23 protein-coding genes are annotated in these 22,884 nt (G+C 51.4%); 2 read left to right on the top strand and 21 right to left on the bottom strand.

What is annotated here, in order from left to right:
• From pstC to HMPREF3201_RS01840, 6 genes are all read right to left on the bottom strand, one after another.
• The gene (pstC, locus tag HMPREF3201_RS01865; RefSeq protein ID WP_062411465.1) at window positions 1-924 is read right to left on the bottom strand and encodes a phosphate ABC transporter permease subunit PstC; all 924 of its coding nucleotides are present in this window, start codon (window positions 922-924) and stop codon (window positions 1-3) included.
• Window positions 925-942: 18 nt separating this feature from the next.
• A complete protein-coding gene (locus HMPREF3201_RS01860) occupies window positions 943-1,824 on the bottom strand; it encodes a phosphate ABC transporter substrate-binding protein (RefSeq protein WP_062411464.1) in 882 nt (293 codons plus the stop codon).
• Between the two features lie 144 nt (window positions 1,825-1,968).
• Entirely contained in the window at window positions 1,969-3,669 is a 1,701-nt protein-coding gene (locus tag HMPREF3201_RS01855; protein ID WP_062411463.1) for a sensor histidine kinase, read from the bottom strand.
• A complete protein-coding gene (locus tag HMPREF3201_RS01850; protein WP_044504559.1) occupies window positions 3,666-4,349 on the bottom strand; it encodes a response regulator transcription factor in 684 nt (227 codons plus the stop codon). Before HMPREF3201_RS01850 ends, HMPREF3201_RS01855 begins: the two co-directional genes overlap by 4 nt.
• A 153-nt stretch (window positions 4,350-4,502) precedes the next feature.
• Window positions 4,503-6,005: an LPS-assembly protein LptD gene (locus tag HMPREF3201_RS01845; RefSeq protein WP_062411462.1), complete on the bottom strand. Its 1,503-nt coding sequence runs from the start codon at window positions 6,003-6,005 to the stop codon at window positions 4,503-4,505.
• Window positions 5,998-7,167, bottom strand: coding sequence for a hypothetical protein (locus HMPREF3201_RS01840; RefSeq protein ID WP_062411461.1), 1,170 nt, complete (start codon window positions 7,165-7,167; stop codon window positions 5,998-6,000). Before HMPREF3201_RS01840 ends, HMPREF3201_RS01845 begins: the two co-directional genes overlap by 8 nt.
• A 296-nt stretch (window positions 7,168-7,463) precedes the next feature.
• Here HMPREF3201_RS01840 and HMPREF3201_RS01835 point away from each other — a divergent pair, with 296 nt between their 5' ends.
• Window positions 7,464-8,012, top strand: coding sequence for a rubredoxin-like domain-containing protein (locus tag HMPREF3201_RS01835; protein WP_062411460.1), 549 nt, complete (start codon window positions 7,464-7,466; stop codon window positions 8,010-8,012).
• 117 nt (window positions 8,013-8,129) lie between these two features.
• Here the strand turns inward: HMPREF3201_RS01835 and HMPREF3201_RS01830 are convergent, their stop codons facing one another.
• The 7 genes from HMPREF3201_RS01830 to HMPREF3201_RS01800 all read right to left on the bottom strand — a co-directional run bounded on the left by HMPREF3201_RS01830 (window position 8,130) and on the right by HMPREF3201_RS01800 (window position 14,063).
• The gene (locus tag HMPREF3201_RS01830; RefSeq protein ID WP_062411459.1) at window positions 8,130-8,837 is read right to left on the bottom strand and encodes a TVP38/TMEM64 family protein; all 708 of its coding nucleotides are present in this window, start codon (window positions 8,835-8,837) and stop codon (window positions 8,130-8,132) included.
• Between the two features lie 45 nt (window positions 8,838-8,882).
• Window positions 8,883-9,947, bottom strand: a complete 1,065-nt coding sequence (gene trpD, locus HMPREF3201_RS01825) for an anthranilate phosphoribosyltransferase (RefSeq protein WP_062411458.1) — start codon at window positions 9,945-9,947, stop codon at window positions 8,883-8,885.
• Window positions 9,948-10,061: 114 nt separating this feature from the next.
• The gene (truA, locus tag HMPREF3201_RS01820; RefSeq protein ID WP_062411457.1) at window positions 10,062-10,844 is read right to left on the bottom strand and encodes a tRNA pseudouridine(38-40) synthase TruA; all 783 of its coding nucleotides are present in this window, start codon (window positions 10,842-10,844) and stop codon (window positions 10,062-10,064) included.
• On the bottom strand, window positions 10,844-11,641 hold the full coding sequence (locus HMPREF3201_RS01815) for an energy-coupling factor transporter transmembrane component T family protein (protein ID WP_062411456.1): 798 nt from the start codon (window positions 11,639-11,641) through the stop codon (window positions 10,844-10,846). The genes truA and HMPREF3201_RS01815 overlap by 1 nt, the downstream gene beginning before the upstream one ends.
• A complete protein-coding gene (locus tag HMPREF3201_RS01810; RefSeq protein WP_062411455.1) occupies window positions 11,631-12,503 on the bottom strand; it encodes an energy-coupling factor transporter ATPase in 873 nt (290 codons plus the stop codon). Before HMPREF3201_RS01810 ends, HMPREF3201_RS01815 begins: the two co-directional genes overlap by 11 nt.
• The gene (locus tag HMPREF3201_RS01805) at window positions 12,488-13,327 is read right to left on the bottom strand and encodes an energy-coupling factor transporter ATPase (protein WP_062411454.1); all 840 of its coding nucleotides are present in this window, start codon (window positions 13,325-13,327) and stop codon (window positions 12,488-12,490) included. Before HMPREF3201_RS01805 ends, HMPREF3201_RS01810 begins: the two co-directional genes overlap by 16 nt.
• Window positions 13,328-13,505: 178 nt before the next feature.
• Window positions 13,506-14,063: a DUF805 domain-containing protein gene (locus tag HMPREF3201_RS01800; RefSeq protein WP_062411453.1), complete on the bottom strand. Its 558-nt coding sequence runs from the start codon at window positions 14,061-14,063 to the stop codon at window positions 13,506-13,508.
• Between the two features lie 117 nt (window positions 14,064-14,180).
• Between HMPREF3201_RS01800 and HMPREF3201_RS01795 the strand changes: the two genes are divergently transcribed.
• A complete protein-coding gene (locus HMPREF3201_RS01795) occupies window positions 14,181-14,642 on the top strand; it encodes a hypothetical protein (RefSeq protein WP_062411452.1) in 462 nt (153 codons plus the stop codon).
• An 83-nt stretch (window positions 14,643-14,725) separates the two neighbouring features.
• On the opposite strand, the gene HMPREF3201_RS01790 is transcribed toward HMPREF3201_RS01795, so the two are convergent.
• From HMPREF3201_RS01790 to HMPREF3201_RS01755, 8 genes are all read right to left on the bottom strand, one after another.
• Complete coding sequence (locus HMPREF3201_RS01790; RefSeq protein ID WP_062411451.1) at window positions 14,726-15,556, bottom strand: undecaprenyl-diphosphate phosphatase; 831 nt, start codon at window positions 15,554-15,556, stop codon at window positions 14,726-14,728.
• 191 nt (window positions 15,557-15,747) lie between these two features.
• Window positions 15,748-16,215, bottom strand: coding sequence for a BREX-3 system P-loop-containing protein BrxF (gene brxF, locus HMPREF3201_RS01785; protein WP_044504575.1), 468 nt, complete (start codon window positions 16,213-16,215; stop codon window positions 15,748-15,750).
• Window positions 16,216-16,336: 121 nt separating this feature from the next.
• Complete coding sequence (locus HMPREF3201_RS01780) at window positions 16,337-17,722, bottom strand: hypothetical protein (protein ID WP_062411450.1); 1,386 nt, start codon at window positions 17,720-17,722, stop codon at window positions 16,337-16,339.
• A 90-nt stretch (window positions 17,723-17,812) separates the two neighbouring features.
• Complete coding sequence (gene lysS, locus HMPREF3201_RS01775; RefSeq protein ID WP_062411449.1) at window positions 17,813-19,324, bottom strand: lysine--tRNA ligase; 1,512 nt, start codon at window positions 19,322-19,324, stop codon at window positions 17,813-17,815.
• An 18-nt stretch (window positions 19,325-19,342) separates the two neighbouring features.
• Window positions 19,343-19,831, bottom strand: coding sequence for a transcription elongation factor GreA (gene greA / locus HMPREF3201_RS01770; RefSeq protein WP_044504579.1), 489 nt, complete (start codon window positions 19,829-19,831; stop codon window positions 19,343-19,345).
• A gap of 116 nt (window positions 19,832-19,947) precedes the next feature.
• A complete protein-coding gene (gene dusB / locus HMPREF3201_RS01765) occupies window positions 19,948-20,934 on the bottom strand; it encodes a tRNA dihydrouridine synthase DusB (protein WP_062411448.1) in 987 nt (328 codons plus the stop codon).
• On the bottom strand, window positions 20,918-21,682 hold the full coding sequence (locus HMPREF3201_RS01760; RefSeq protein WP_062411447.1) for a type III pantothenate kinase: 765 nt from the start codon (window positions 21,680-21,682) through the stop codon (window positions 20,918-20,920). The genes dusB and HMPREF3201_RS01760 overlap by 17 nt, the downstream gene beginning before the upstream one ends.
• An 85-nt stretch (window positions 21,683-21,767) precedes the next feature.
• Entirely contained in the window at window positions 21,768-22,736 is a 969-nt protein-coding gene (locus HMPREF3201_RS01755; RefSeq protein ID WP_062411480.1) for a biotin--[acetyl-CoA-carboxylase] ligase, read from the bottom strand.
• Between the last annotated feature and the right edge of the window lie 148 nt (window positions 22,737-22,884).

Below are 22,884 nucleotides of genomic sequence, written 5' to 3'. Positions count from 1 at the left end.
TTAACTCCGTCCTCCTTTTAATTCGGAAGCGGCATTGATCTGGTGGATAATGAAAATGAACAGGAACGACAGCAGGAACAAGACCAACGCCATCGTCCACAGAGCGGCATTGTATTCGCCGCCTTCCATGGCGCCCCCCATATCCGCTGAAATTGCCGTCGTAAGGGTACTAGCCGGCAGGAACAAGGATGTCGGGAAGACTTTCATCTGACCGATAACCATAGCAACGGCCAGGGCTTCGCCCAAGGCACGGGCCAGGCCCAGGATGATACCGGTGAAAATACCGCTCTTAGCAGCAGGCAGGACGACGTGAGCAATCGTTTCCCAACGCGTTGCACCGAGGCCGTAAGAAGCTTCGCGCCACGATTTGGGAACAGCTGCCATGGCATCGGCTGCCATCGTCGTAATCGTCGGGAAAATCATGACGGCCAAGACGATACCGGCAGCTAAGACGGAAAAGCCAAAGGGCATCGGGAAGATATGGCGCAGTGCCGGAATGAGGACGGTCATGCCGACAAAGCCATAAACAACAGAAGGAATGCCCGTAAATAATTCGATAGCCGGCTGAATCAGGCGGCGCCGCTTAGGCGTCGCGATTTCAGTCATATAAATTGACGAGGCCAGGCTGAAGGGCAAGGAAATAACTAGTGCCAGCAGACACGTAACCAGTGAACCTGCCAAGAACATAGCAGCCCCAACTTGACCGCCGCCTTCGGCCGTATCGCTCGGTTTCCATTGACCGGAAAAGAGAAATTCCGTTACGCTGTGGCCGAAAGTGAAAAACGTATCTGTACCTTTAACAAAGAGAAAAGCGCCAATGAGAAGCGGCACCAGTGCCATACCGATGCCGCAAATGGTGATGAACGTTTTGGCTGCTTTCTCGTTACGATGGGCTCTTTGGACCACCGTTTCGATTGCATTCATACCCGTTCCTCCAATAGATTAATGAACTTCTTTCGTCTGCATCTTCGAGCTTACGCCGTAGCCAAGTTCTTCGATACGTTTGCCGTATTCGGCACCTGTGATGTATTCGATGAAGGCTTTAACAGCCGGTTTCGGATCTTTGCTCGTGTAGATGTGTTCGTAGCCCCATACGCTGTATTTACCGTTGTAGGTGTTTTCCAAGGTAGGTTCTACGCCATCGATGGAAACGACGCCGACGGAATCATTGTTCAGCAAGTACGGCAATGCGACATAGCCGATAGCACCCGGGTTCTGGGAAACGCTCTGAATAAGAATGCCGGAGTTATCCGTTTCAAGGGATTTGTTGTCGGCTTCTTCAGCACCGTTGATAGCATATTTCTGGAACAGTGCGCGAGTACCAGAGGTCTTCGGACGCGTTACCAAGACGATTGGCATATCCTGACCGCCTACATCTTTCCAGTTCGTAACTTTAGCCGTGAAGATATCCTGCAGCTGCTGACGCGTCAAGTTTTTAACGCCTACGTCTTTGTTGATGATCGTAGCAACGGTCATAACAGCGACTTTGTGGTCTTCCAATTTGTCGGCTTTTTCTTTATCGAGTTTCGTTTCGGCCGGTACGTCAGAGTTGCCCATATCAACAGAACCATCAGAAACCTGTTTCAGACCCGTACCGGAACCGCCGGCATTGAGGGTAATGGTGACGTCCTTGTTCGTTGCCTTGAATTTTTCAGCTGCGTCTTTCACTAAGGGCAGCAAGGCCGAAGAACCAGAGCCAGTAATACTTCCGGAAACGTTCGCTTGTTTGGACGAATCACTACTCTGCTGCTGACTTCCACAACCAGCAACGCCAATAGCCATAGTGGCTGCCAAAGCGATGAGAACTAATTTTTTCAACTTCATAACGAAATCCTCTCCTTTAAATAAAAGAATCTGAAAGATGTTCCTGATTCTGAATACAGTCTTATCCTATCAACAGGATGTAAGGTTTGGATGTATGTATTGTAAAATATTGTAAAAAAAATCACCACAACCCGCCAGGCCTGATCAGGCCTGGAAGGTAATGGTGATTTCTGTTCCTTCATTCTCTTTACTGGTAAGGGCAATCGTGCCGTGATGCTGTTCCACAATGTGTTTAACGATCGCAAGCCCCAAACCGGTTCCCTTGATTTTTTGGGAGCGGCTGGAGTCGGCGCGATAGAATCGTTCGAAAACGCGCTTCTGTTTATCTTCGGGAATACCGATCCCCGTGTCGCGGACGACGAGAACGACACGATGACCTTCATGACGAACGGTAACATAGACGTGACCGCCCGGGCGGTTGTACTTCACGGCATTGTCGAGGAGGTTCATAATGAGTTCCCGACACAAGCCGCGGTCGCCGAGGATCGTCGTATCATCCAGCGTACAGTGGATGGTTACCTTCTTTTCCATCAAGACCGGTTCCATAAACTCGACGATTTCCTGAATGAGTTCGCGAAGGTCTACGTCTTCCATCTTAATCTGGCGCTTGCCGTCTTCGATGCGGGCCAGGTGCATGATTTCTTCAATCATCTGCAAAAGGCGCAGGGCTTCTTTGCGAATGAGTGTCCCAAAATGGATGATATCGTCTTTATTGTTGCAAATCCCCGTCGACAAAACTTCGGCAAAGCCGCTGATCGACGTAAGGGGCGTCTTTAATTCGTGGGATACGTTGGACGTAAATTCCCGGCGCAGCTGTTCCCGCCGTTCCTGTTCAGTCACATCGTCGACGATAAACAGCATCCCATAAAAATCATCGTCCTTATAGACCGGCTGTATCGTCAACAGATACCGGCGGTCAGCGCGAGTCAGCTTTTCTTCGCAGACGCCTTCTAAGTGCTGTAAATGATTCCACGGCGCGTCAGGCATGAGTTCCTTTAAATTTCGCTGCAGTACGGCCTGGGTATTGTCGGCCCCTAAAAAGTGAGCTGCCCTTAGGTTGAGACCGGCAATGCCGTAGGATTTGTCGGTCAGGATGACGCCTTCTTGAAGGTTTTCCATGATAAGGCGCATCATATTTCGCTGCTGCTCCAGACTTCGCAGGTTGTCGGTAATGGTCTGACTTTGGAAAAAGATCTTATCGACTAGTGGCTGCAGCTCATGATCGACGTGCGGCGGTTCGGTCATCTTGACGTTGACATCGTTGATTTGGCGGATAAAGAGGGCCGTCTGGCGCAAAGGGCTGAGCAGGCTGGCCGTCAGAATGCGCGACGCTTTGACACAGGCCAGGGCCGACAAGCCCAGGAGAAGCAATGTCCAGGGAAGGAGATTCAAGAAGTGGGCATAAAAGGTATCCCGCTCGAGACTGACCCGCAAAATGGTTCCGTCAGGCAATCGCTTGGCATAGTAGTACAAGGCCTTGGAAACGGTCTGTGAATCGCGGACGGCCATGCCTTCCCCGGTGGCCATAGCCGCTCTTACTTCAGGACGTTCTAAATGATTTTCCATGACGCCCTTATCATAATCTGATTCAAAGAGGACGACGCCGTAGGTACTGATCCAGGTAATGCGCAGGCCGTCATTATTGTGAAAGCCCATCTTTTGCAGGTACAGCGTCGTATCATTGCCTTCTTCAATCGTCGTTTCGACGACGTTCATCGTCATTTCCAATTCTTGCTGAATCTGTCGTTGTGTTGAGTTCCAAAAAAACCAAGTCGATATGAGCAGCGTGACGGCCATGCAGGCCAGCCCCATAACCAGCAGGCTAGCGTAGACCTTACGCTTCATAGGCCGCCTCCGATGACATAGCCTACGCCGCGGACGGTATGGATGATCTTGCCGCCGTCACCGAGCTTCTGTCGCAGGCTCTTGATATGCATGTCGATGGTCCGGCTTTCACCTTCATAAGTGAAGCCCCAAACGGCTTCCATGATCTGTTCTCGTTTGAGGACGATATCCGTATTGACCAAAAGGTAGCGAAGGAGTTCAAACTCCTTGACCGTCAGATGACAGGGCTTGCCGTCGACGGAAACGGTATGTTTTTCCTGATCCAGGGTAACCAGGCCATAGGTATAGACGTTGGTTTCCGTGCTCTGCCGCGTCGACCGGCGCAGGACGGCACGGATACGGGAAATGAGCTCGACGATCCCGAAGGGTTTGCAGACGTAGTCATCGGCACCTCCGTCGAGGCCTTTGACGATATCGTATTCACTGGTCTTCGCCGTCAGCATGATAACTGGCAGGGACTTATACTGCGGTGATTTATGCAGTTTATCGAGGATGTCATTGCCGCTTTCGCCGGGCATCATGATGTCCAGCAGCAAGAGCGCAGGCATCCTATTTTCGAGAGCCGGCCAAAATTCTCGGCTGTCGGCAAAGGTTTCTACTTCGAAATCCTGACTGCGCAGGGCATAACCGACGAGTTCACGGATATTTTCATCATCTTCCACACAGTAAATCAAAGGCATAGGAGCACATTCCTTTCATAAAAACTATAAGGCTATTTTATATTTATTATAACCTAATCGCGAGAAAATCGGCTGTAAAATTACCGTAAAACTACAAATAAAGGGACTGCCTTCATCGGACAGTCCCCCTCTATAGCTTTTTACTTCACCAGGCTATAAGTCAAAGTCCTTGGCCTGTACCTTAACTTCCCACTGCTTTTCGACCTGCTTGTAGGTAATGATAGCGATAAAAGAGTGGAGATCGCGAACCCAGGTATAATTTCGGGTGGCAATGTCGTTATTATCGAGATTCTGCGCCAAAGAGAAGATGACCGTATCCCGTGGGGTCAGGACATAGCCGACAGAGAAGCCTTTCTGACGAGGTTTGTCCAGGGTATCGAAGCGATACGGCGTGTAGCCGCTGACGTTATGCTTCTTATACCAAAAACTGGTCCACAGGTGATCGTTGATGCCTTGATTGAGGATAACCCCCGAATAAGGATCGCGGCGCTGGGCATCCTTCGTCGAATACAAGTCCTTGCGGTAGCCGGCAAAGAAGCGCAGGTTAGCCTTAGTCCACAAGGGAATGGGCACGTGCGTGATTTCCGTCCGGAAGCCTTTATGGGTGCCGGTCTTGACGCCGTCTTCAGCCCAGCGGCCCCAGCTGGCCCGGGAATCGATGTAAATTCCCGTCGTCCCCAAATTGAGACGAGGCGCAAAATACTCGAGTTCCGGCCACTTCGTAGCCCAGATATTATCATCATTATCGGTACTTTCTTCCTGGCTGTAGCCAAAGCGGAAGGTACCAAATCCCGTGTCCTTCTGGATTCGGGCGGCCGGTTTGAAGCCATTCTTGCTGTTTAAGGCATAACTTCCGTGGAAGCTCAGATCACCGGACTCATTGAGGGGTATGTCGGCATAGCCTCTAACACCGAAGCCATCGTCACTGTTATAGGTCGGACGGGGCAGCAGGGTAAAGAGATAGGGCCGCGAATTCTTTCGATTATCGAGGCGGCCTTCGTAGTGGCCATAGGTAAACAGGCGGATGTGCTTAAACCACAGGGCCGTATTTTCAGAGGTAAACTTTTCGCCGGGATAAATGCGGATATCGTCACCGGTAATGTAATAGTCCGGCGTCTTCGCGACGGCATGAGGCGTCGTAATGAGGCCGTGCTTTACATAGCCGATGTTGTCATACATTTCGGCATCGGTCCCGCGAATATACGTCATGGGACCGATAAAGCCTTCGATATTATCCATACTCATGCTGCTGGTCTTACTGTTATAGGTAATATCTTTCCCCGTCAAGGCATTGGTCTCGTTTACATAGACGACGGGACCTGTCGTATGATAGATACCGGTATTGGTATTGCCTTCGACGTAGTTGGCATGGACTTCTTCCATCCCCTGCTGAATATCGACGTTCCCCCGGCTCTTCACATACCCATCGGAGTTGCGGACCAAGAGGTTATCGGCCGTCATATGGACCGGCTGCTGGGGCAGGACCACATCCTGCGCCGTCGAGGCCTTATCCAAATCAACGGGAATAACCGTCTTTTCCGTTACCGGAACGGCCATGGTATTATCGGTATAAAGTTGATCCGTACCGGCTGCCCTGATTGAAAGGGTCAGCGGCAGCAAGGCAGCGACCATCGCCGCTGTCCATGTTTTATTCATTCGCGTCACCTGCTGTATTCGATTGAATCTTGACGACTGTTTCGGCTTCATCATCGTGGTTGGTATTTTCTAAATCGACAGGCGTTACCGTCCCGGCCTTGAGGCCGGCCTGCAAATCGCCGCCGCTGCTGTCACTGTCATGTTCGTCAGCGGCACTGTCGTCGACATCGCTGTCACTGACAGGATTGAACGACGGAACGGTTACACCGCTAGCCGCCATATCGGCCGTTTCCATGTCGTCCATGACGCCGTTTTCCTTAAAGCCGACGACTTCTGTATTGGCCTTCGTTTCGGCATACATCGTCGTTCCTGCCGGAATATCGACTTCGTTACCATGAACAAAGAGACCGCCGACTAAGCCGACTGGACCTAAGATGACGGCACCGGCAGCCGAAGCGCCGACAGCACCGGCCGTCCGTTTATACTGATCCTTGGTCTTATCACCGACCATAAGGGCCACTGGCGAACCGTCCGCTGCGCGAACGTTATCGTACATGATTTCGATCTTTCCGTCTTTGCCAAAGCGGCCTGATTTACGGGCCTTGGTAACCGTCCCGTTTACTTCCATGCCGCGGGGAATGGCAATGACATCGCCGACAAGGACGTCATCAGCAACAGTAAAGCGTACGACATCGCCTTCTTGAATCGTCTTGGAATTCAGTTCGTCGAGGTTGGTCATGGTAACCAGGGTATTGGCCGGAATGATGACACGCTGAGAAATATATTTGGTATTGCCCAAGAGTGCTCGACGGAGGGCCATGACTCGCCCTTCCAAGGAACCGGCCATGGTCTTGCCGTCGATATCCTGTTCCATCGATTCGACACGAACTAAAATCGGTTCTGTCGTAATCTGGCCGGAATACTGCCACTGCAGGAGGTTGACAGCCGTGAGCAAGGACAGGTCTGACCCGGAGTTGCCATATACATCTTTATATAACGAATTGGCTTTATCCTGTAAACTACCGGAAACGGTCGACTTGCCGTTGAGCAGTTTATCGACCGACGCAATCCGGTCATTCAAGGACCCCGTCTGGGTCGTCCCGTAAATCGTCGTTTCTACTTTATCGGCCTTTTCCAAAACCGTGTAATCTGCTGCACCGGCAGCCATCGTACCACACAGGGCCAACACTGCGAGCAGGCAAGAAACCTTTTTATTCCACATAGGCGTACCTCCACGTCAAAATTTACATCTATCTACGAACGGCATCGTTCTCTGTTTTATGGATACTATCCTTATTATATAAGACTGATGTATAAAATGCAATAAAAGGCTTTTTCTCCGCTTTCGGCTTTCATTATTTAATCAATAATACTTATCAATAATACTTATCAATTAAAATTATTTACAAATTATCCTTGATTTTGCCCTATCCCTTTGCTATAATAATTCCGTAACAAATACGTTCTATTTGTTACGATTACAGAAATAAAAAACGAATCAATCAGGAGGAATGAATGATGAAAAAATTTGTATGCAGCATCTGCGGTTATGTTTATGAAGGTACGGAAGCTCCGGAAAAGTGTCCTCAGTGCGGCGCTCCGAAATCGAAATTCACAGAACTCGTTGCCGGCGTAAAAGAATATGCTGACGAACATCGCGTAGGTGTCGCTGAAGGCGTTGACGAACGCATTATCGAAGGCCTCCACCTCAACTTTACTGGCGAATGCAGCGAAGTCGGCATGTACCTCGCTATGAGCCGTGTTGCTGACCGTCAGGGCTATCCGGAAGTTTCTGAAGCCTACAAACGCATCGCTTTTGAAGAAGCTGAACACGCAGCAAAATTTGCTGAACTCCTCGGCGAAGTCGTTACGCCGGATACGAAGAAAAACCTCGAACTCCGCGCTGCTGCTGAACAGGGTGCCTGCGCTGGTAAAAAAGAACTGGCTACCCTCGCTAAACAGCTCAACCTCGACGCTATCCACGATACGGTCCATGAAATGGCAAAAGACGAAGCTCGTCACGGCCGCGTCTTCGATGGCCTCTTGGCTCGTTATTTCGCAAAATAATCCGCTTCAACCGGATGTTAAAGAACTGTCGCTTGGCGGCAGTTCTTTTTTTATGCCTTCCGGCGGATAAATACCAGCTTCCATCAAAAAAGCGCTGCCTCTGAGAGACAACGCTTTTTAAGAGCTTTCTTTACTGCAGTACGGTCGCTTTTTTTTGATATAGCGCTTTCGCCACCAGATAATCACGTAAATAAAGGCGACGATGGCAACCAGGACTATGAGGCGGCCCCAATGTTCCTGAATGCGGAGCAAATCATGACCGAGCCAGACTTCGACTAAGACGGCAGGGAACTTCCCCAGCACGTTGGCGATGAAGTGGTCACGATAAGAGATATGGCTGAGGGCGCTGAAAGCCGTAACGACGACATTCGGTGCGTACGGAATGGCCCGCCCCATCATGACCGTACGGATACAGCTGTACGAATCGAGTTTCTCGAGCATCTTACTCCGCGAAATAACCTTCTGGGCCTGCTTGCGGAGCAAGGTCCTCGTCAGGCGGAAGCTGATTTCAATCCCAATGACTTCGCCGACCCAGGAGATGAGGATCCCCGGAATTAGGCCGAAGATGATGCCGTTTACCGTCAGGAACGGAATCGACGGCAGGCCGATGGCATTGACGAAGGCGATCAGGAAGATACTGAGCCCGACGGCATAAAATCCGAAGGAAGCAATATAGTCAGCCAAGCCATCCAAATCACCACTGGCCGTCAAACGGTACATCGTCGAGTAGAAATCAGGCGCCATGAGTTGAATCGATAGCAACATTAAAATGACTAATAAGCCCCCACCGATATGAAGGAGCCAGCCTAAATATTTATCATTCATAGAAATGCGATCCTCACGTAATAATCAAATTTTCATTACCCTTCATTATACCACATCTTCAGGGTCTCTGTCTGCTATGAGTTCCATTTTTTCGGCTTCGCCCAACCGGTGGCTCATGACGATGAAATCGTCCAGTTTCTGACGGGCTGAGCCGCTGTCGATGATTCGGGCCGCTTTGCGGACACCGGAGGCAAAATCAGGAGCCTGACCGCCAATATAGAGGCCAGCACCGGCATTGAGTAGAACGGCCGTCCGGGCTCCGCTCTTTTCCCCATCAAAAATGCGCCGCGTGATGAGGGCATTGTCTTTCGGAACGCCGCCTTCCAACTCCTGACGCGCGGCTACGGGCAGGGTAAAGTCTTCAGGCCGCACTTCATAAGTCTCAAAAGAACCCGGCGTAAATTCACAAATCGTCGTCGGCGCTGCCGCCGAGATCTCATCACTGCCGTCCCGGCCATAGACGACCATGCCGTGTCGGACACCGAGAGCGGCTAAGACATGGGCCATGGGTTCGACTAAATGGGCTTCGCTGACGCCGAGGATTTCATAAGCGGCATGAGCGGGATTGGTCAAGGGCCGAAGGACGTCAAAGACCGTTCCGATCCCCATCTGTTCGCGGACGACATCGATACGTTTCATCATATAGTAATAGTAACGCGTATAAAAGTAGCAAAGACCGAGCTCTTCCAACATAATAAGGCAGCTTTCGGGACTGAGAAAGATATTGGCCCCCAAGGCTTCCAGGAGATCGGCCGACCCGCTGCGCGACGTCTTCGCCCGATTGCCGTGCTTGGCGACGCGAACCCCGCCGGCGGCGATGACAAAAGCGGCCGTCGTTGAAATGTTGAAGGTCTTCATACGGCCGCCGCCCGTGCCGACGATGTCAAAGACATCATCGCTGCAAGGTACATTCATGCTGTATTCCCGCATCGTCCGGGCGAGGGCGATCACTTCCCGCTGAGAGGCTCCCTTAGTCGTCAGGGCAGCCAGGAATGCCGCCAGTTGAATATCAGACATGGCGCCTTCCATGATTTGTTCCATCACAAAAGAAGTTTCTCTATCGCTAAGATCCTGTCCCTTAGTGATAGCAGCTAATAAACTCGTCAGCATGGGCCTCACCTCCGGCAAAAAAAACGGGATTGTTCTATTCGCATTTATTATACCATATTATTTTGTTTTTTTGTTTTTTATTGGCAAGAAATACCGCAAAACAGCCATAAATGATTAATTTTCCAGGGATTTGATACGAAGTTCCAGTTCTTTTTCATCATAAAAGACCGTTTCTAAGCAAAGCCCTTGAGCCGGCGCCGTCGCACCGAGCTTTGTCCGGTCGCCGCCTTCCAGGATATCCCGAAAACGATCCGGCGTGATGCGATGGAGTCCGATATCGACGAGACCGCCGGCAATATTGCGCACCATGTGATATAAAAAGCCGTCGCCGACGACATCGATATCGAGAAGGTGCCCCCGATCATGGAAGGTGATGGAATACATCGTCTTCACAGGATTCATGGGCGTCGTATTCTGCCCTTCAAAAGCGGAAAAATCATGGGTTCCCAAGAGGATGGCTGCCCCTTCCTTCATGGCCTCCCGGTCGAGGGGCTTGCGGATGAACCAGGCGTATCGCAAGGCAAAGGGATCATGCATCCGATTGTTGTCGATGGTATAGCGGTAATGCTTGCCGACGTTGTCATGACGGACGCTGAAGTGTTCCGGCATTTCACGGGCTGAGAGAACGGCAATTTCCGTCGGCAAATAGCCTTTCATGGCATAGGGAATCTTTTCCGTCGGAATCGAACCTTCTCCATAGAAGTTGACGACCTGACCGCGGGCATGGACGCCGGCATCGGTCCGAGCCGCTCCGTAAATCGTAATTGGCGACTGAAAGATGGCCGACAAGCCTTGTTCGATACAGGCCTGGATCGAAGCGGCATTGGTCTGGCGCTGAAAGCCGTGAAAATCCGTACCGTCGTAGGCCACGACGAGGCAAATATTTTTCTTGGCCATTACAACCACCGCATAGCCGCCAGGATGGCCGTCACGATGAGGACGGCCGCCATAGCAATGGCATCACGATAGGTGCAGGACAATTCATTCATCCGCGTCCGCCCTTCGCCGCCGCGATAACAGCGGGCTTCCATGGCCGTCGCCAGATCGTCGGCCCGGCGAAAAGCACTGACAAAAAGCGGCACCAAGAGAGGGATCATGCTCTTGCCGCGCTGGATGAGGCTACCGCTGGTAAAGTTGGCCCCTCTTGCCGTCTGGGCCTTCATGATGCGGTCCGTTTCTTCCAAGAGCGTCGGAATAAAGCGCAGTGCAATGGTCATCATCATGGCCAGTTCATGAGCCGGCACGCCGATCCGCTTAAAGGGATTCAAGAGGTGTTCGATGCCGTCGGTCAAGACGATGGGCGACGTCGTATACGTCAACAGGGACGAAAAAACGATGAGGAATACCAGGCGGGCCGTCATCAAAGCCCCTTGGTACAGCCCTTCTTTGGTAATGTGCAGCACGCCGTACTGCCAAAGGACGTCACCGGGCGTCGCAAAGACGTGGACGGCCATGGTAAAGATAATGATGACCCACAAGGGTTTCAACGATTTAAAAATGAACCGCACCGGCAGCCGGGAAATGGCAAAATTCAAGGCCACAAAAGCCGTGACGATACCGTAGGACTCCAGGGAATTTGCCAAAAAGATGGCGACGATGAAAATCATTACGGCGATGATTTTTACCCGCGGATCGAGGCGGTGCAGGAAAGACGTCCCCGGAAAATACTGCCCCAGTGTGATATCAGTGAGCATGGCCCGTCCCTCCTTTCAAGCAGTCGTAAATAGCCTCGGCGCCTTGTTCTACCGTCCGTACCCGGTCGTCGACGGCAAGGCCCCGTCCCTTCAGATATTGAAGGACGCCGTTTACCGGCGGAACGGCGACGCCGGCTTGTTGCAGCTCGTCCCCGTGCTGCGCAAAAATCGACAGGGGTTCGCCGTCGAGGACGATATGGCCCTGAGAAAGGACCAGGAGTCGGCTGGCCATCTGCGATATATCTTCCATATTATGGGAAACCAGGATGACCGTAACGCCTTTTTCCTTATGCCAGCGCTGGATCTCGGAAAAAATTTCCCGCCGTCCGACGGGATCGAGGCCGGCTGACGGTTCGTCGAGGATGAGGTAGGCCGGATGAATGGCAATGACGCCGGCAATGGCCACGCGCCGCATCTGACCGCCACTCAACCGAAAGGGCGAGCGGTTGGCATAGGTATCATAGTCAAGGCCGACAAAATCCATGGCTTCCTTGACCCGATCCTCGACTTCGGTCTCACTGAGGCCGAAATTCCGAGGACCGAAGGCAATGTCGCGGGCAATCGTTTCTTCAAAGAGCTGATATTCGGGGTACTGAAAGACCATGCCCACCTTATGGCGCACTGCCAAGGCTTCTTTCGTATTCTTCCCGATATCCGTACCGTCGACGGTAACCGAGCCGTTCGTAGGCTTTATGAGTCCGTTTAAAATCTGGACCAGCGTCGACTTTCCCGAGCCGGTGTGACCGATGATCCCGATGAATTCTCCCTCATGAATCTCCACATTCGTATCGTGGAGGGCCGTTTTTTCAAAGGGCGTCCCGACACCATACGTATGGCTCACATTCGTTAACTTAATTGACATAATGCGTCTCCCAATTCCTTTTCCGTGATAATCGATGCCGGAAGGGTCAGGCCCTTTTGGCGCAGCCGGTCCGCCAATTCTGCGGCGACGGGCACATCAAGGCCCATGTCCTTCAGTTCTTTGACCTTTGAAAAGACGTCCCGCGGCTCACCGTCCATCTTGACTTCCGCCTTATCGATGACGACGACCCGTTCCGCCTGGACCGCTTCTTCCATGAAGTGCGTAATGATGATGACCGTAATGCCTTCCCGGTTCAGTTGATGGAGGGTATCCATGACTTCTTTACGACCCACGGGGTCGAGCATAGCCGTCGGTTCATCAAGGACGATGCAGTCACACTGCATGGCCAGGATTCCGGCAATGGCAATGCGCTGTTTTTGACCGCCGCTCAAGAGGTGCGGCCCGTGTTTAGCATAAATCGTCATATTGACCCGTTTTAAGGCATCGCTGACCCGGGACTTGATTTCATCGGACGGAATGCCGAGGTTTTCCGGTCCGAAGGCGACGTCTTCTTCAACGACAGCGGCGACAATTTGATTGTCCGGGTTTTGGAAAACCATGCCGACGTGCTGGCGTATCTTCCATATATTCTCAGCCTCATCGGTCCGCATCCCACAGACTTCACACGTGCCTGACGTCGGCGTAAGCAGGACGTTAAAGTGCTTGGCAAGGGTCGACTTCCCAGAACCGTTGGTACCGATAATGGCTACGAATTCGCCCTTTTCGACGGTCAGCGAAATGTCCTTTAAGGCATAGACAACCTTGCCATCTTCATCTTCATAGGTATGGCACAGGTGGTCCGTCTTTATCATAGGTATTGTCATACTAAGTCTCCTCACGTAAGAAAAAAGGCTATATTCTTGAATATTATACAGGCAATAACGTCCCCTGTCCATAGATGCACCTAAAAAGGCCGCTGCATCCTGACGGTGTCAACCATGCACGGCCTTTATGATAGGGCGTTTCCCCTCGCTGTTTCAACGGGTCCGACAAGAAGCCATTCTACCGCGCCCGTTCCGGACCATAGGCATTGTCGCCATCGGTCCCCTTTACCGTCGCCAGGCCCAGGTAGCACACAGCCATGATCGACTGGGCGGCCAAGGCTGCCGTATCAAAGGCGAGGACCGGCAGGATATAACTTGCCAGATAGGCGATATACGGAATGGCAAACAAGGCACCCGGTTTATTGAGGTCATGAAAACGCCGGGTACCGAGGGATAGATGAGCCCACACCGTAGGAACCGTCAATACCAAAAAGATGAGTCCGAAAATAATGGCATAATCTTCGTGACCAATCAAAATGGACTCGATGATTTTGCTGTAAAGGATCAGAGAAAACATAAATTGGGCCACCATCAAAATCAACGTCCGTGCCAAAAAGGGACGGCGCTGAATACGGCCGGTAAAGCGAAAATATTTAGCCTTCAGATCGGCAAAATCGCGAAAGCTGACTAAACTGTTTTCACTGCCGGGACCGACAGGCATGGCCAGGCCGCGGTGGATCCGAGCCGACTGGCGGGAACGTTTCTTTAGTTGAATCTTTTTATTTTTTTGAGCCACCAACACTACCTCCTACATGAGATTCTCCCTACTATCGTACTATATTAAAGGGCATGATTCAATTCATTTCGCTTAAAATATGGTATAATAAGAAAAATTACCCTCAAGGAGGCTTTCATGGAATCTACTGTCTTTACGAATCTGAAGGGCTCAGAAGGAGCCCTGACCTTCAATTTTTTCTGCGAATCCCTGATTACATCGCTTCACACCTTGACGCACATCATGGAAGACGAAGGACTTACCGTCCCGGACAATCTTTCTGATGTCGCCGACGCCCTCAGCGAGATGGGCGGCCACCTCATGGATGATTACGCCCGAGGCGAACTCGATGTAGACCGCTTCAAAAATGAAATTCTTGATTTTTATGACCTGAACTTTGCCGTCAATGACGCCTTATCCTCGACCATCATGAGTCACGACGACCTGCAGTATTATTACTATATCTACATGCAGGGACTCTATATTTTCTTCCCTAATATGATGGAAGCCTTTCGTGCCGACATCGATGACGACAATATCGTCCCCGTCTTAAACCAATTGATCGCCGAGTTCGAACAATTATCGAGCAGCGGCTCCTAAACGTTATAAAGAAGTAAAAAAAATACTGCCCCTGCCGGCTTATCATCCAAGATAAGACCGCCAGGCGGCAGTATTTTTTTCGATTAAGAAAGAATAAAGAAATAAACGAAGGAAATGACAGCCACGACGAATCGATAGTAGGCAAAAGAGGCCAGTGTCGACTTGTTCATGAATTTAAGGAACCACAAGACCGAGACGTAGGCGACAATAAAAGCCGTAATAAAACCGATGACGATCATGATCAAATCGTTGCTGCTAAGGTCGCTCAGGCTCTTCAAGAGGTCGTAGAAGCAGGCTACGATCATGACCGGTACGGCAATGATGAAGGAAAAGTCTGCTGCCGCCTTTCGGCTAAGGCCTAAGAACAGGCCGCCGGCGATGGTCGATCCGGACCGGGAGAAGCCGGGCCATAAGGCCAAGATCTGAAAGATCCCCGTTAAAAAGGCCTGGGCAATGGTCATTTTTTCGACGTCGTCACAGACCGTTTTCGTACCGTGCTTTTCAGCCAGCAGCATGAACAGACCGCCGATGATGAGGCCGATGATGACCGTTCCGGCCGAGAAGAGATAGGTCTTAATGGCATGATGCGCTAAATAGCCGATGCCCATGACCGGGACGATGCCGGCGGCGATATGAGCCAGGGTCAGGCCCGTATCGTTGCGAAACCAGTTCTTCGGCTGCAGGAGGTCCCAGCAGCGGTACTGATGGAGCATGCGGTTAAATTTTTCTTTGTAAATGATGACCACCGACAGAATGGCACCTAACTGGATGAAAATCTCAAATACGCTGGCCCGGGGACCGGTAAATCCCAACATATCCCCGACAAGGATCATATGTCCCGTCGAAGATACCGGCAGATACTCGGTGAAGCCTTCGACAATCCCCAAGATAATGGCAATAATAGAATCACTCATTGTTTTATCTCCTTTTCGCTTTGATCGTCCTACCAAAAACCTTACAATACTAAAAGAGTATACCACACTGGCTGATAAAAAAAAAGGCTGTCCGCGAAGGCAACGAGCCTTTTGGACAGCCTTTATTCTAAAGGGTATTTATGAAAAAACGATTGCGAAAAGGTAACTATTTTTTAAATTACAGGACTCTCTCAGTCGTCGAGAGAAATGACATGATTGGGGTTGTCGATGACAAACTTGGCATACTTAGGATCCCCATTGTGTTCAAAATACAAGGTATTGCCTTCCAAGCTACCGCGCCAGCTGACGATAATCGGGCATTCGCGGCTCAGTTTCTTCAGCATTGCCACAGGATCGAGATTCAAAATAGGCGCAAACATAAATTCAACGTTATCAATCATAACAACACGGGCATTGAGACGATGAATCGCTGCGGAGACAAGGGTAATGGCTTTATCCGGACGGTCGGCACGAGGTATTTCCAAAAATTCGTCATCAAAGAGTTCACGGGCTTCACAAATCTTCCAACCGTCTTGATACGTCAGTTCACGGATGAGCTGGCTCTTACCCGAACCGGGACTGCCAATGATAATCAACAGTTTTTCATCGTCCTGGGCAATGTACTTCCATCGTTTTAAAACATCTGCATCTGTAACCATGAAAATCACCTTCGTTTTCTTAAGATATTTAATTTATTTATTTTATTATACCCAACTTTCATCATATAAGTAAAGCATTTTCACTATTTTCTTCACACATATGCAAAAACGGTACGCATCCTCACTTTAATCCGTAACGCTCCATCGGGTCCTGGATATTCTTAATCGGCGTCGACGTCAGGATAATATCGTCGACATAGGGCTCATTGTGGCGCATGATGATGACCAGAGACACGCCTTTTTGATAAGGGCTGTCATAGTAATAGGCATCGACGGATTTTTCCTTATCCGGGCCCCATTCGACGCGGTCCGGACGGCCATACAGTGCCAGAATGGTCGACACGTGATACCCCAGGGTCGCGCCGCGGCTGGTATAGCCATTATTGGTCAGGAGGAATACTTTCTGAATCATATTGCGTCGGTCTACTTCGACACCGTAATCCCCGTAGAGCCAAAAACTACTGTTATTGCGTTTGACCAGCTTGTTCCACATATTGTACTTATTGGCTTCAAAAGGCTGGTTCAGTCCAAAGCCCATGAGGGTAAAGTCCCGTTCGGTCAATTTCTTCGGGTCTTTGGCCGGTTCGCTGGTGATATAAGGCGGCCGGACCGGCATGAGGGCTACCCTTTCCACGCGCCGATTGCCGACGGCAAAGACATACATAGCGTCTTTTTTCGGGCTTTCATAGGTCACGTAATAGACGTTGGCATCGGTATCGCGCAGCATCGAATCGGGAATGCCGAATTGGCGCAAAAGCACTTCGATGGGATACTTCAAGCGCATATCGCGGCCGATGAGGATATTGGTCCCGGTCGTCAAAAAGACAGACTCTACGCCGGGACGGACGCTCTTACGCGAATCGCCGCTAGAGCGCAGGCTGTCGGCCAATTTATTGCGGATGGCAAAACGCAGCTTCAGGTCTTTCCCCGTATACTGCATCGACGTATAGTGCATGCTGGTCGAATATTTGCTGGGATTGCCAAAAATCCGCTTTACTTTCATCGGGCTGTCACCGCTGCGGATGCTGCCAATGTAAAAATCACTGGCTTCTAAGGGGGCAATCTTTAACGTATCCAGCGAATCGAAGATGCGCTGATCGTCCGCCGTCAGGGCGTGGACACTGGCCGGAGCGGCGTTGTGATAGCCGGATTTTTTACCGTCTTTGGCGTCATCTTTTTTAACATCGGCAGCATCGTTCTTATCCGATGGCGTTTTCTCTTTCACGTCAGAAGACGGCTGGGCCTTATCGGATTTTGCCGACTTTTGAGATCCGTCTTTTTTCGCGGAATCTTTACGTTCGGCAGACTTCGACGGCTTTGCAGGCGGCGTCGTTTTATCGGCTTCGTCGGCTTTATCGAGAAGAAGTTCTTCCCCAATCGCTGCCGCAAGGGCCGTCGGCGTATCATTCAGGGAGCTTTCCCAGTTCTCAGTCGGCACGGCGCCGGCTGCCGAGCTCCAAGCCAGGCAAGCCGAGCAGACCAACGCAGCTAGTGCGGTACGTTTCATAGCGTTCCTCCTTTTTATGGGCTGTGATAAAAAAGGGCTGTCCTACGACAGCCCTTTTCTTGCCATTGACATGGGCAAAGGGTGCAACAATTATTTATGCTGTTCCGGACGGCTCAAGGGGAAGAGCAGTACGTCGCGGATAGACGGGCTGTTGGTCAAGAACATGACTAAGCGGTCGATCCCGATCCCAAGGCCGCCTGTCGGCGGTAAGCCGTATTCCAAAGCGCGGCAGTAATCTTCATCCATCTGGTGAGCTTCGTCATCGCCGTGTTCGCGTTCCTTCATCTGTTCGATGAAGCGGTTGCGTTGGTCGATAGGGTCGTTCAATTCCGAGAAGCCGTTGGCCAGTTCCCGGCCATAGATGAAGGCTTCAAAACGATAGGTCAAGAGCGGATTATCCTGGTCCTGCTTGGTAAGCGGTGAGATTTCCAAGGGATGACCCGTAATAATCGTCGGCTGGATGAGGTTTTCTTCAACAAAGGCTTCAAAGAAAGCATTGATGATCTTGCCGACACCGTCATACTGGCCGTATTCAACGTGGTGTTCGTCGGCCATCTTGCGGGCGACTTCGACGTCGGTGACATTTTCAAAATCGGCACCGCTGAATTTCTTAACGGCTTCGATCATGGTCATGCGGTCCCAAGGCGGCGTCAAATCGATTTCTTTATCGATATAGGTCAGCTTCATCGTGCCGTACAGCATGTCGGCCAATTTAGAGACCATGTCTTCCGTAATGTTGATGACATCTTCCAAATCACCGTAAGCCTGGTACAATTCGACCGTCGTAAATTCAGGATTATGACGGGTATCGATGCCTTCATTACGGAAGCAGCGGTTCATTTCAAAAACGCGTTCCAAGCCGCCGACGAGGAGGCGTTTGAGGTGGAGTTCCGGAGCGATGCGCAGGAAGATATCCATATCGAGGGCATTGTGATGGGTCTTGAAAGGACGGGCCGCAGCACCGCCGGCAATGGTATGGAGCATCGGCGTTTCGACTTCAAGGAAGTTGCGGTCATCGAGGTACTTACGAATGCCTTTGATGATTTTCGAACGCTTGACGAAGGTATCCGTGACTTCCGGATTGACGATGAGGTCGAGGTAGCGCTGACGATAGCGCGTTTCCTTATCCGTAAGGCCATGGAATTTTTCCGGCAGCGGACGGAGTGATTTGGACAGGAGCTGCCACGATTCAACGCGGATCGTCGTTTCGCCGGTATGGGTAACGAATACCGTACCGCCGACGCCGACGATATCGCCGAGGTCGAGGAGCTTAAACAAGTTGTACGATTCTTCTCCCAGGACGTCTTTACGGAAATAGAGCTGGATTTCACCGCTCAAATCACGAAGGACGCAGAAAGCCGTCTTGCCGTGGCGGCGAATGGCCATCAAGCGGCCGGCGACACTGACGACGGTTTCATTTTTTTCTAAGGTTTCTGCCTGGTCCTTTACTTCCTGGGCATGGTGATCCCAATTATATTTCTGGCCGAAGGGATAGACGCCGGCATCGATGAATTCCTGCATCTTTTCACGGCGAACCTGCATCTGGTCATTTAATTTTTCTTCTTCCATCATGGGCATTTCTTTTTCTTTCGTATCCGACATGAATATTCCTCCTACAGTTTATTTTGCATCAGGCGGCAAGATCCGGTACTGGAGTTCACCAGCCGGTGCCTTTACGGTAACGACTGCCGGATTGGATGGATTGATGTTCTGACCGAGAATCGCTTTACCTACCGGGGATTCGTTAGAAATCCGGTTGTTGAAGGGATCGGCTTCAGCCGTACCGACGACGGTATAGTCGAAGCGGTCTCCTGTTTCGACGTCTTCCAAAATGACGTGAGAGCCGATGCGGACTTTAGCAGCACCGTCTTCCGTTTCCTGGATGATTTTTGCCGTCCGGATTTTGCCTTCCAATTCGGCAATACGGCCTTCGATAAAGGCCTGTTCATTTTTGGCGTCATCGTATTCCGAGTTTTCGCTCAAGTCACCGAGGGCGATAGCTTCTTTTATACGCTGCGAAACGTTAATGCGGCGGACTGATTTCAGTTCATTTAATTCATCTTTTAATTTCTGCAACCCTTCTTGGGTAATCAGCGTTTCATTGGTCATTGTCTTCCTATTCCTCCTGCGATAGAATCGCGTGTCACTGTTATAGCTTAATTTATACCGTATCTTTAATTATATTCACATCTGTCTTTCATGTCAACAAAACAGCCTGCCCGCGGTCAGCCCAGCTTGGCCAGCATCTCTTCGACGACAGCGCGAAATTCCTCAGCCGACCGGGTCCGGTTGATCCGTTCCCGAAGGGCCGCTGCCCCGTGAAGGCCATGGGTATACCAGGCGGCATGAGTACGCATTTCCCGAATGCCGATGTATTCCCCCTTATACGCCAGAAGGGCTTCAAAGTGAGCCAGCATCTGGGTATACTTCTCTTTAGGCGTCGGCAGCGGCAGGACTTCGCCCGTTTCAAGATAATGGCGTATCTGCGGGAAAATCCAAGGATTCCCCTGGGCGCCGCGGCCGACCATGACGGCCTGGCATCTCGTTTCCGCCATCATAGCTGCCGCCGACGGGCCGTCGACGACGTCCCCATTGCCGATGACCGGAATCGATACGGCCTCGACAACCGCCTTGATTTTCTGCCAATCGGCCTTGCCGCTGTAAAACTGATCCCGCGTCCGGCCGTGGACGGCAACGGCAGCGGCACCGGCATCTTCAGCCCGTTTTGCCAGTTCCGGCGCCACGAAGGCAGTATCATCCCAGCCCGTGCGCATCTTGACGGTGACGGGAATGGACACGGCCTGTACGACGGCGCGTATAATTTTTTCGGCCAAGGGCAGATCCTTCATCAACGCCGAACCGTCGCCATTTTTGACGACCTTCTTTACCGGGCAGCCCATATTGATGTCGACGATATCGGCGCCGGCTTCTTCGACGACAGCAGCCGCCTGGGCCATGACTTCCGGATCAGAACCGAAAATCTGCATCGATAAAGGATGCTCCCCTTCTTCAATATGGAGCAATTCTTCCGTATGTTGATTGCTGTAGCGAATCCCTTGAGAGCTTACCATTTCGGCGCAGACTAAAGCTGCGCCATAGCGGTGAGCAATAACCCGATACGGCGCATCACAGACACCGGCCATGGGTGCCAGAATAATCGGCGCGTCGAGGACGACGCTGCCGATGGCAAAAGGCTTAATTGTTTCGGTCATAAATGATTTTCAGCCCTTCCAAGGTCAACATCGGTTCGACGACGTCGATGGCATCTGTCGCCGGAGCCACGATGACGGCAAGGCCTCCCGTAGCGACGACCTTTGCCTTACAGCCCAGTTCCTTCCGCATCCGCGACACGATGCCGTCGACCTGGCCGACGAAGCCGTAAAAGACACCGGCCTGCATGCTTTCAACGGTATTGCGGCAAATGACTTTTTCTGCCTGGACGACTTCGATACGTGGCAGCTTTGCCGTCCGCTGTACCAGGGCATCCGTCGAAATACCGATGCCCGGGCAGATGGCCCCGCCGAGGTAGGTTCCCTTCTTATCGACGGCACAGAAGGTCGTCGCCGTCCCGAAGTCGATAATGATGACCGGACCGCCGAACTTTTCATAAGCTGCGACGGCATTGACGATGCGGTCAGCACCGACTTCACGCGGATTGTCATATTTGATATCCATGCCGGTCTTGACGCCCGGGCCAATGACCAAAGGCGTCAGGCCAAAATAGCGCTGGCACATCCGTTCGAGGGTCGGCATGACCGGCGGAACGACAGAGGAAATGATGATGGCATCGATTTCTTCTGAATTGACGCCGTTCAAATAAAAGAGATGGCGAATAAGGACGCCGTATTCATCCGTCGTGCGAAGCCGATCCGTCGATACGCGCCAGTGGTCCACGAGTTCCTGATCTTTAAAGATCCCGAGGACGATATTCGTATTCCCTACATCAATGACTAATAGCATAACTTTATCTCCTGCTTAATCTAAGTTGATAATACGCCTATTATAATAACAGAGTTTGCCCGTCTTGAATAGTCTTTACGCACAATTAGACGGGACGAACGTGGACATCGCCGGCCATGACCTTTTCCAGCCCGCCTTCCGTTTCGACGATGAGATTGCCGTCATCATCGATATCGGCGGCCGTTCCAGTAAACGTCCGGCCAATGGAACTGACGGCCACTTTTTGTCCGAGCATACAGGACAAAGCCCGCCACTGTACTAAAATGGGCGCAAATCCTTCCTGACAGACCGTCTGGTACAGCTTTTCCAATTCCAACAAGATGGTCTGCAGCAGTTCCTGCCGCTGAACGCTGACCCCTTCCATGGCAAAACTGGTGACGATATCCTGTAACTCTTCTGGAAGATCACTGGCCGTGACGCCGGTGTTGACGCCGATGCCCATGATGATGTAGTTGACCTTTTCCGCAGAGCCGTTCAATTCGGTCAGGATGCCGACCAGCTTACGGCCGTGAAGCAAAATGTCATTGGGCCACTTGATGCCGCAGTCCGAAAGGCCGTGGGCACGCAGGGACCGGGCCAGGGCCACGGCCGCCAGCAAGGTCATTTTAGAGACTTCCATGGGAGGAATGGCCGGCCGCAGGATAACCGAGAACCACAAGCCCTTGGCAAAGGGGGAATGGAAAGAACGACTCAAGCGGCCGCGGCCGCCAGTCTGTTCTTCGGCGATGACGACCGTCCCCTCGGGAGCCCCGTCATCCGCCATTTGTTTGGCGACGTTATTCGTCGAATCGACCCGTTCCCGGTAGACGATATGCCGGCCGAATTCGGACGAAGAAAGGCCTTTTTCAAGTCCTTCCGGGGACAAGAGTTCCGGTGCTTCACGCAGACAGTAGCCCTTTTTCGTATACGATTCGATGACGTATCCCTTCTGCTTCAAGGCCCGTATATGTTTCCACACCGCCGTTCGAGAGACTCCCAGCTGCTCAGAAATCTGCTGGCCCGATACGAATTCATTTTGGTGTTTTCGTAAAAAGTTAAAAATAGCTTCCCGCATATTCATTCGTCCCTCCTGCTGCCGCTTTTCTGGTCCATGCCCGTGGGGTATCGTATCGCGGCGGTAACATGCTCATCGTTTATGTAAAAATTGTATCATACCCCATAGGCCTGTCAAGGCATTACGCAAAGAGACTGCCGCATGAGGA

It is taken from the genome of Megasphaera sp. MJR8396C (assembly GCF_001546855.1).
Classification (GTDB): domain Bacteria; phylum Bacillota; class Negativicutes; order Veillonellales; family Megasphaeraceae; genus Megasphaera.
This window is presented reverse-complemented; position numbering and strand designations above follow the sequence as displayed.

Coding starts and splice junctions, on each gene's coding strand:
- pstC (WP_062411465.1), bottom strand. CDS start 924: ATGAATGCAATCGAAACGGTGGTCCAAAGAGCCCATCGTAACGAGAAA.
- HMPREF3201_RS01860 (WP_062411464.1), bottom strand. CDS start 1,824: ATGAAGTTGAAAAAATTAGTTCTCATCGCTTTGGCAGCCACTATGGCT.
- HMPREF3201_RS01855 (WP_062411463.1), bottom strand. CDS start 3,669: ATGAAGCGTAAGGTCTACGCTAGCCTGCTGGTTATGGGGCTGGCCTGC.
- HMPREF3201_RS01850 (WP_044504559.1), bottom strand. CDS start 4,349: ATGCCTTTGATTTACTGTGTGGAAGATGATGAAAATATCCGTGAACTC.
- HMPREF3201_RS01845 (WP_062411462.1), bottom strand. CDS start 6,005: ATGAATAAAACATGGACAGCGGCGATGGTCGCTGCCTTGCTGCCGCTG.
- HMPREF3201_RS01840 (WP_062411461.1), bottom strand. CDS start 7,167: ATGTGGAATAAAAAGGTTTCTTGCCTGCTCGCAGTGTTGGCCCTGTGT.
- HMPREF3201_RS01835 (WP_062411460.1), top strand. CDS start 7,464: ATGAAAAAATTTGTATGCAGCATCTGCGGTTATGTTTATGAAGGTACG.
- HMPREF3201_RS01830 (WP_062411459.1), bottom strand. CDS start 8,837: ATGAATGATAAATATTTAGGCTGGCTCCTTCATATCGGTGGGGGCTTA.
- trpD (WP_062411458.1), bottom strand. CDS start 9,947: ATGCTGACGAGTTTATTAGCTGCTATCACTAAGGGACAGGATCTTAGC.
- truA (WP_062411457.1), bottom strand. CDS start 10,844: ATGGCCAAGAAAAATATTTGCCTCGTCGTGGCCTACGACGGTACGGAT.
- HMPREF3201_RS01815 (WP_062411456.1), bottom strand. CDS start 11,641: ATGCTCACTGATATCACACTGGGGCAGTATTTTCCGGGGACGTCTTTC.
- HMPREF3201_RS01810 (WP_062411455.1), bottom strand. CDS start 12,503: ATGTCAATTAAGTTAACGAATGTGAGCCATACGTATGGTGTCGGGACG.
- HMPREF3201_RS01805 (WP_062411454.1), bottom strand. CDS start 13,327: ATGACAATACCTATGATAAAGACGGACCACCTGTGCCATACCTATGAA.
- HMPREF3201_RS01795 (WP_062411452.1), top strand. CDS start 14,181: ATGGAATCTACTGTCTTTACGAATCTGAAGGGCTCAGAAGGAGCCCTG.
- HMPREF3201_RS01790 (WP_062411451.1), bottom strand. CDS start 15,556: ATGAGTGATTCTATTATTGCCATTATCTTGGGGATTGTCGAAGGCTTC.
- brxF (WP_044504575.1), bottom strand. CDS start 16,215: ATGGTTACAGATGCAGATGTTTTAAAACGATGGAAGTACATTGCCCAG.
- HMPREF3201_RS01780 (WP_062411450.1), bottom strand. CDS start 17,722: ATGAAACGTACCGCACTAGCTGCGTTGGTCTGCTCGGCTTGCCTGGCT.
- lysS (WP_062411449.1), bottom strand. CDS start 19,324: ATGTCGGATACGAAAGAAAAAGAAATGCCCATGATGGAAGAAGAAAAA.
- greA (WP_044504579.1), bottom strand. CDS start 19,831: ATGACCAATGAAACGCTGATTACCCAAGAAGGGTTGCAGAAATTAAAA.
- dusB (WP_062411448.1), bottom strand. CDS start 20,934: ATGACCGAAACAATTAAGCCTTTTGCCATCGGCAGCGTCGTCCTCGAC.
- HMPREF3201_RS01760 (WP_062411447.1), bottom strand. CDS start 21,682: ATGCTATTAGTCATTGATGTAGGGAATACGAATATCGTCCTCGGGATC.
- HMPREF3201_RS01755 (WP_062411480.1), bottom strand. CDS start 22,736: ATGCGGGAAGCTATTTTTAACTTTTTACGAAAACACCAAAATGAATTC.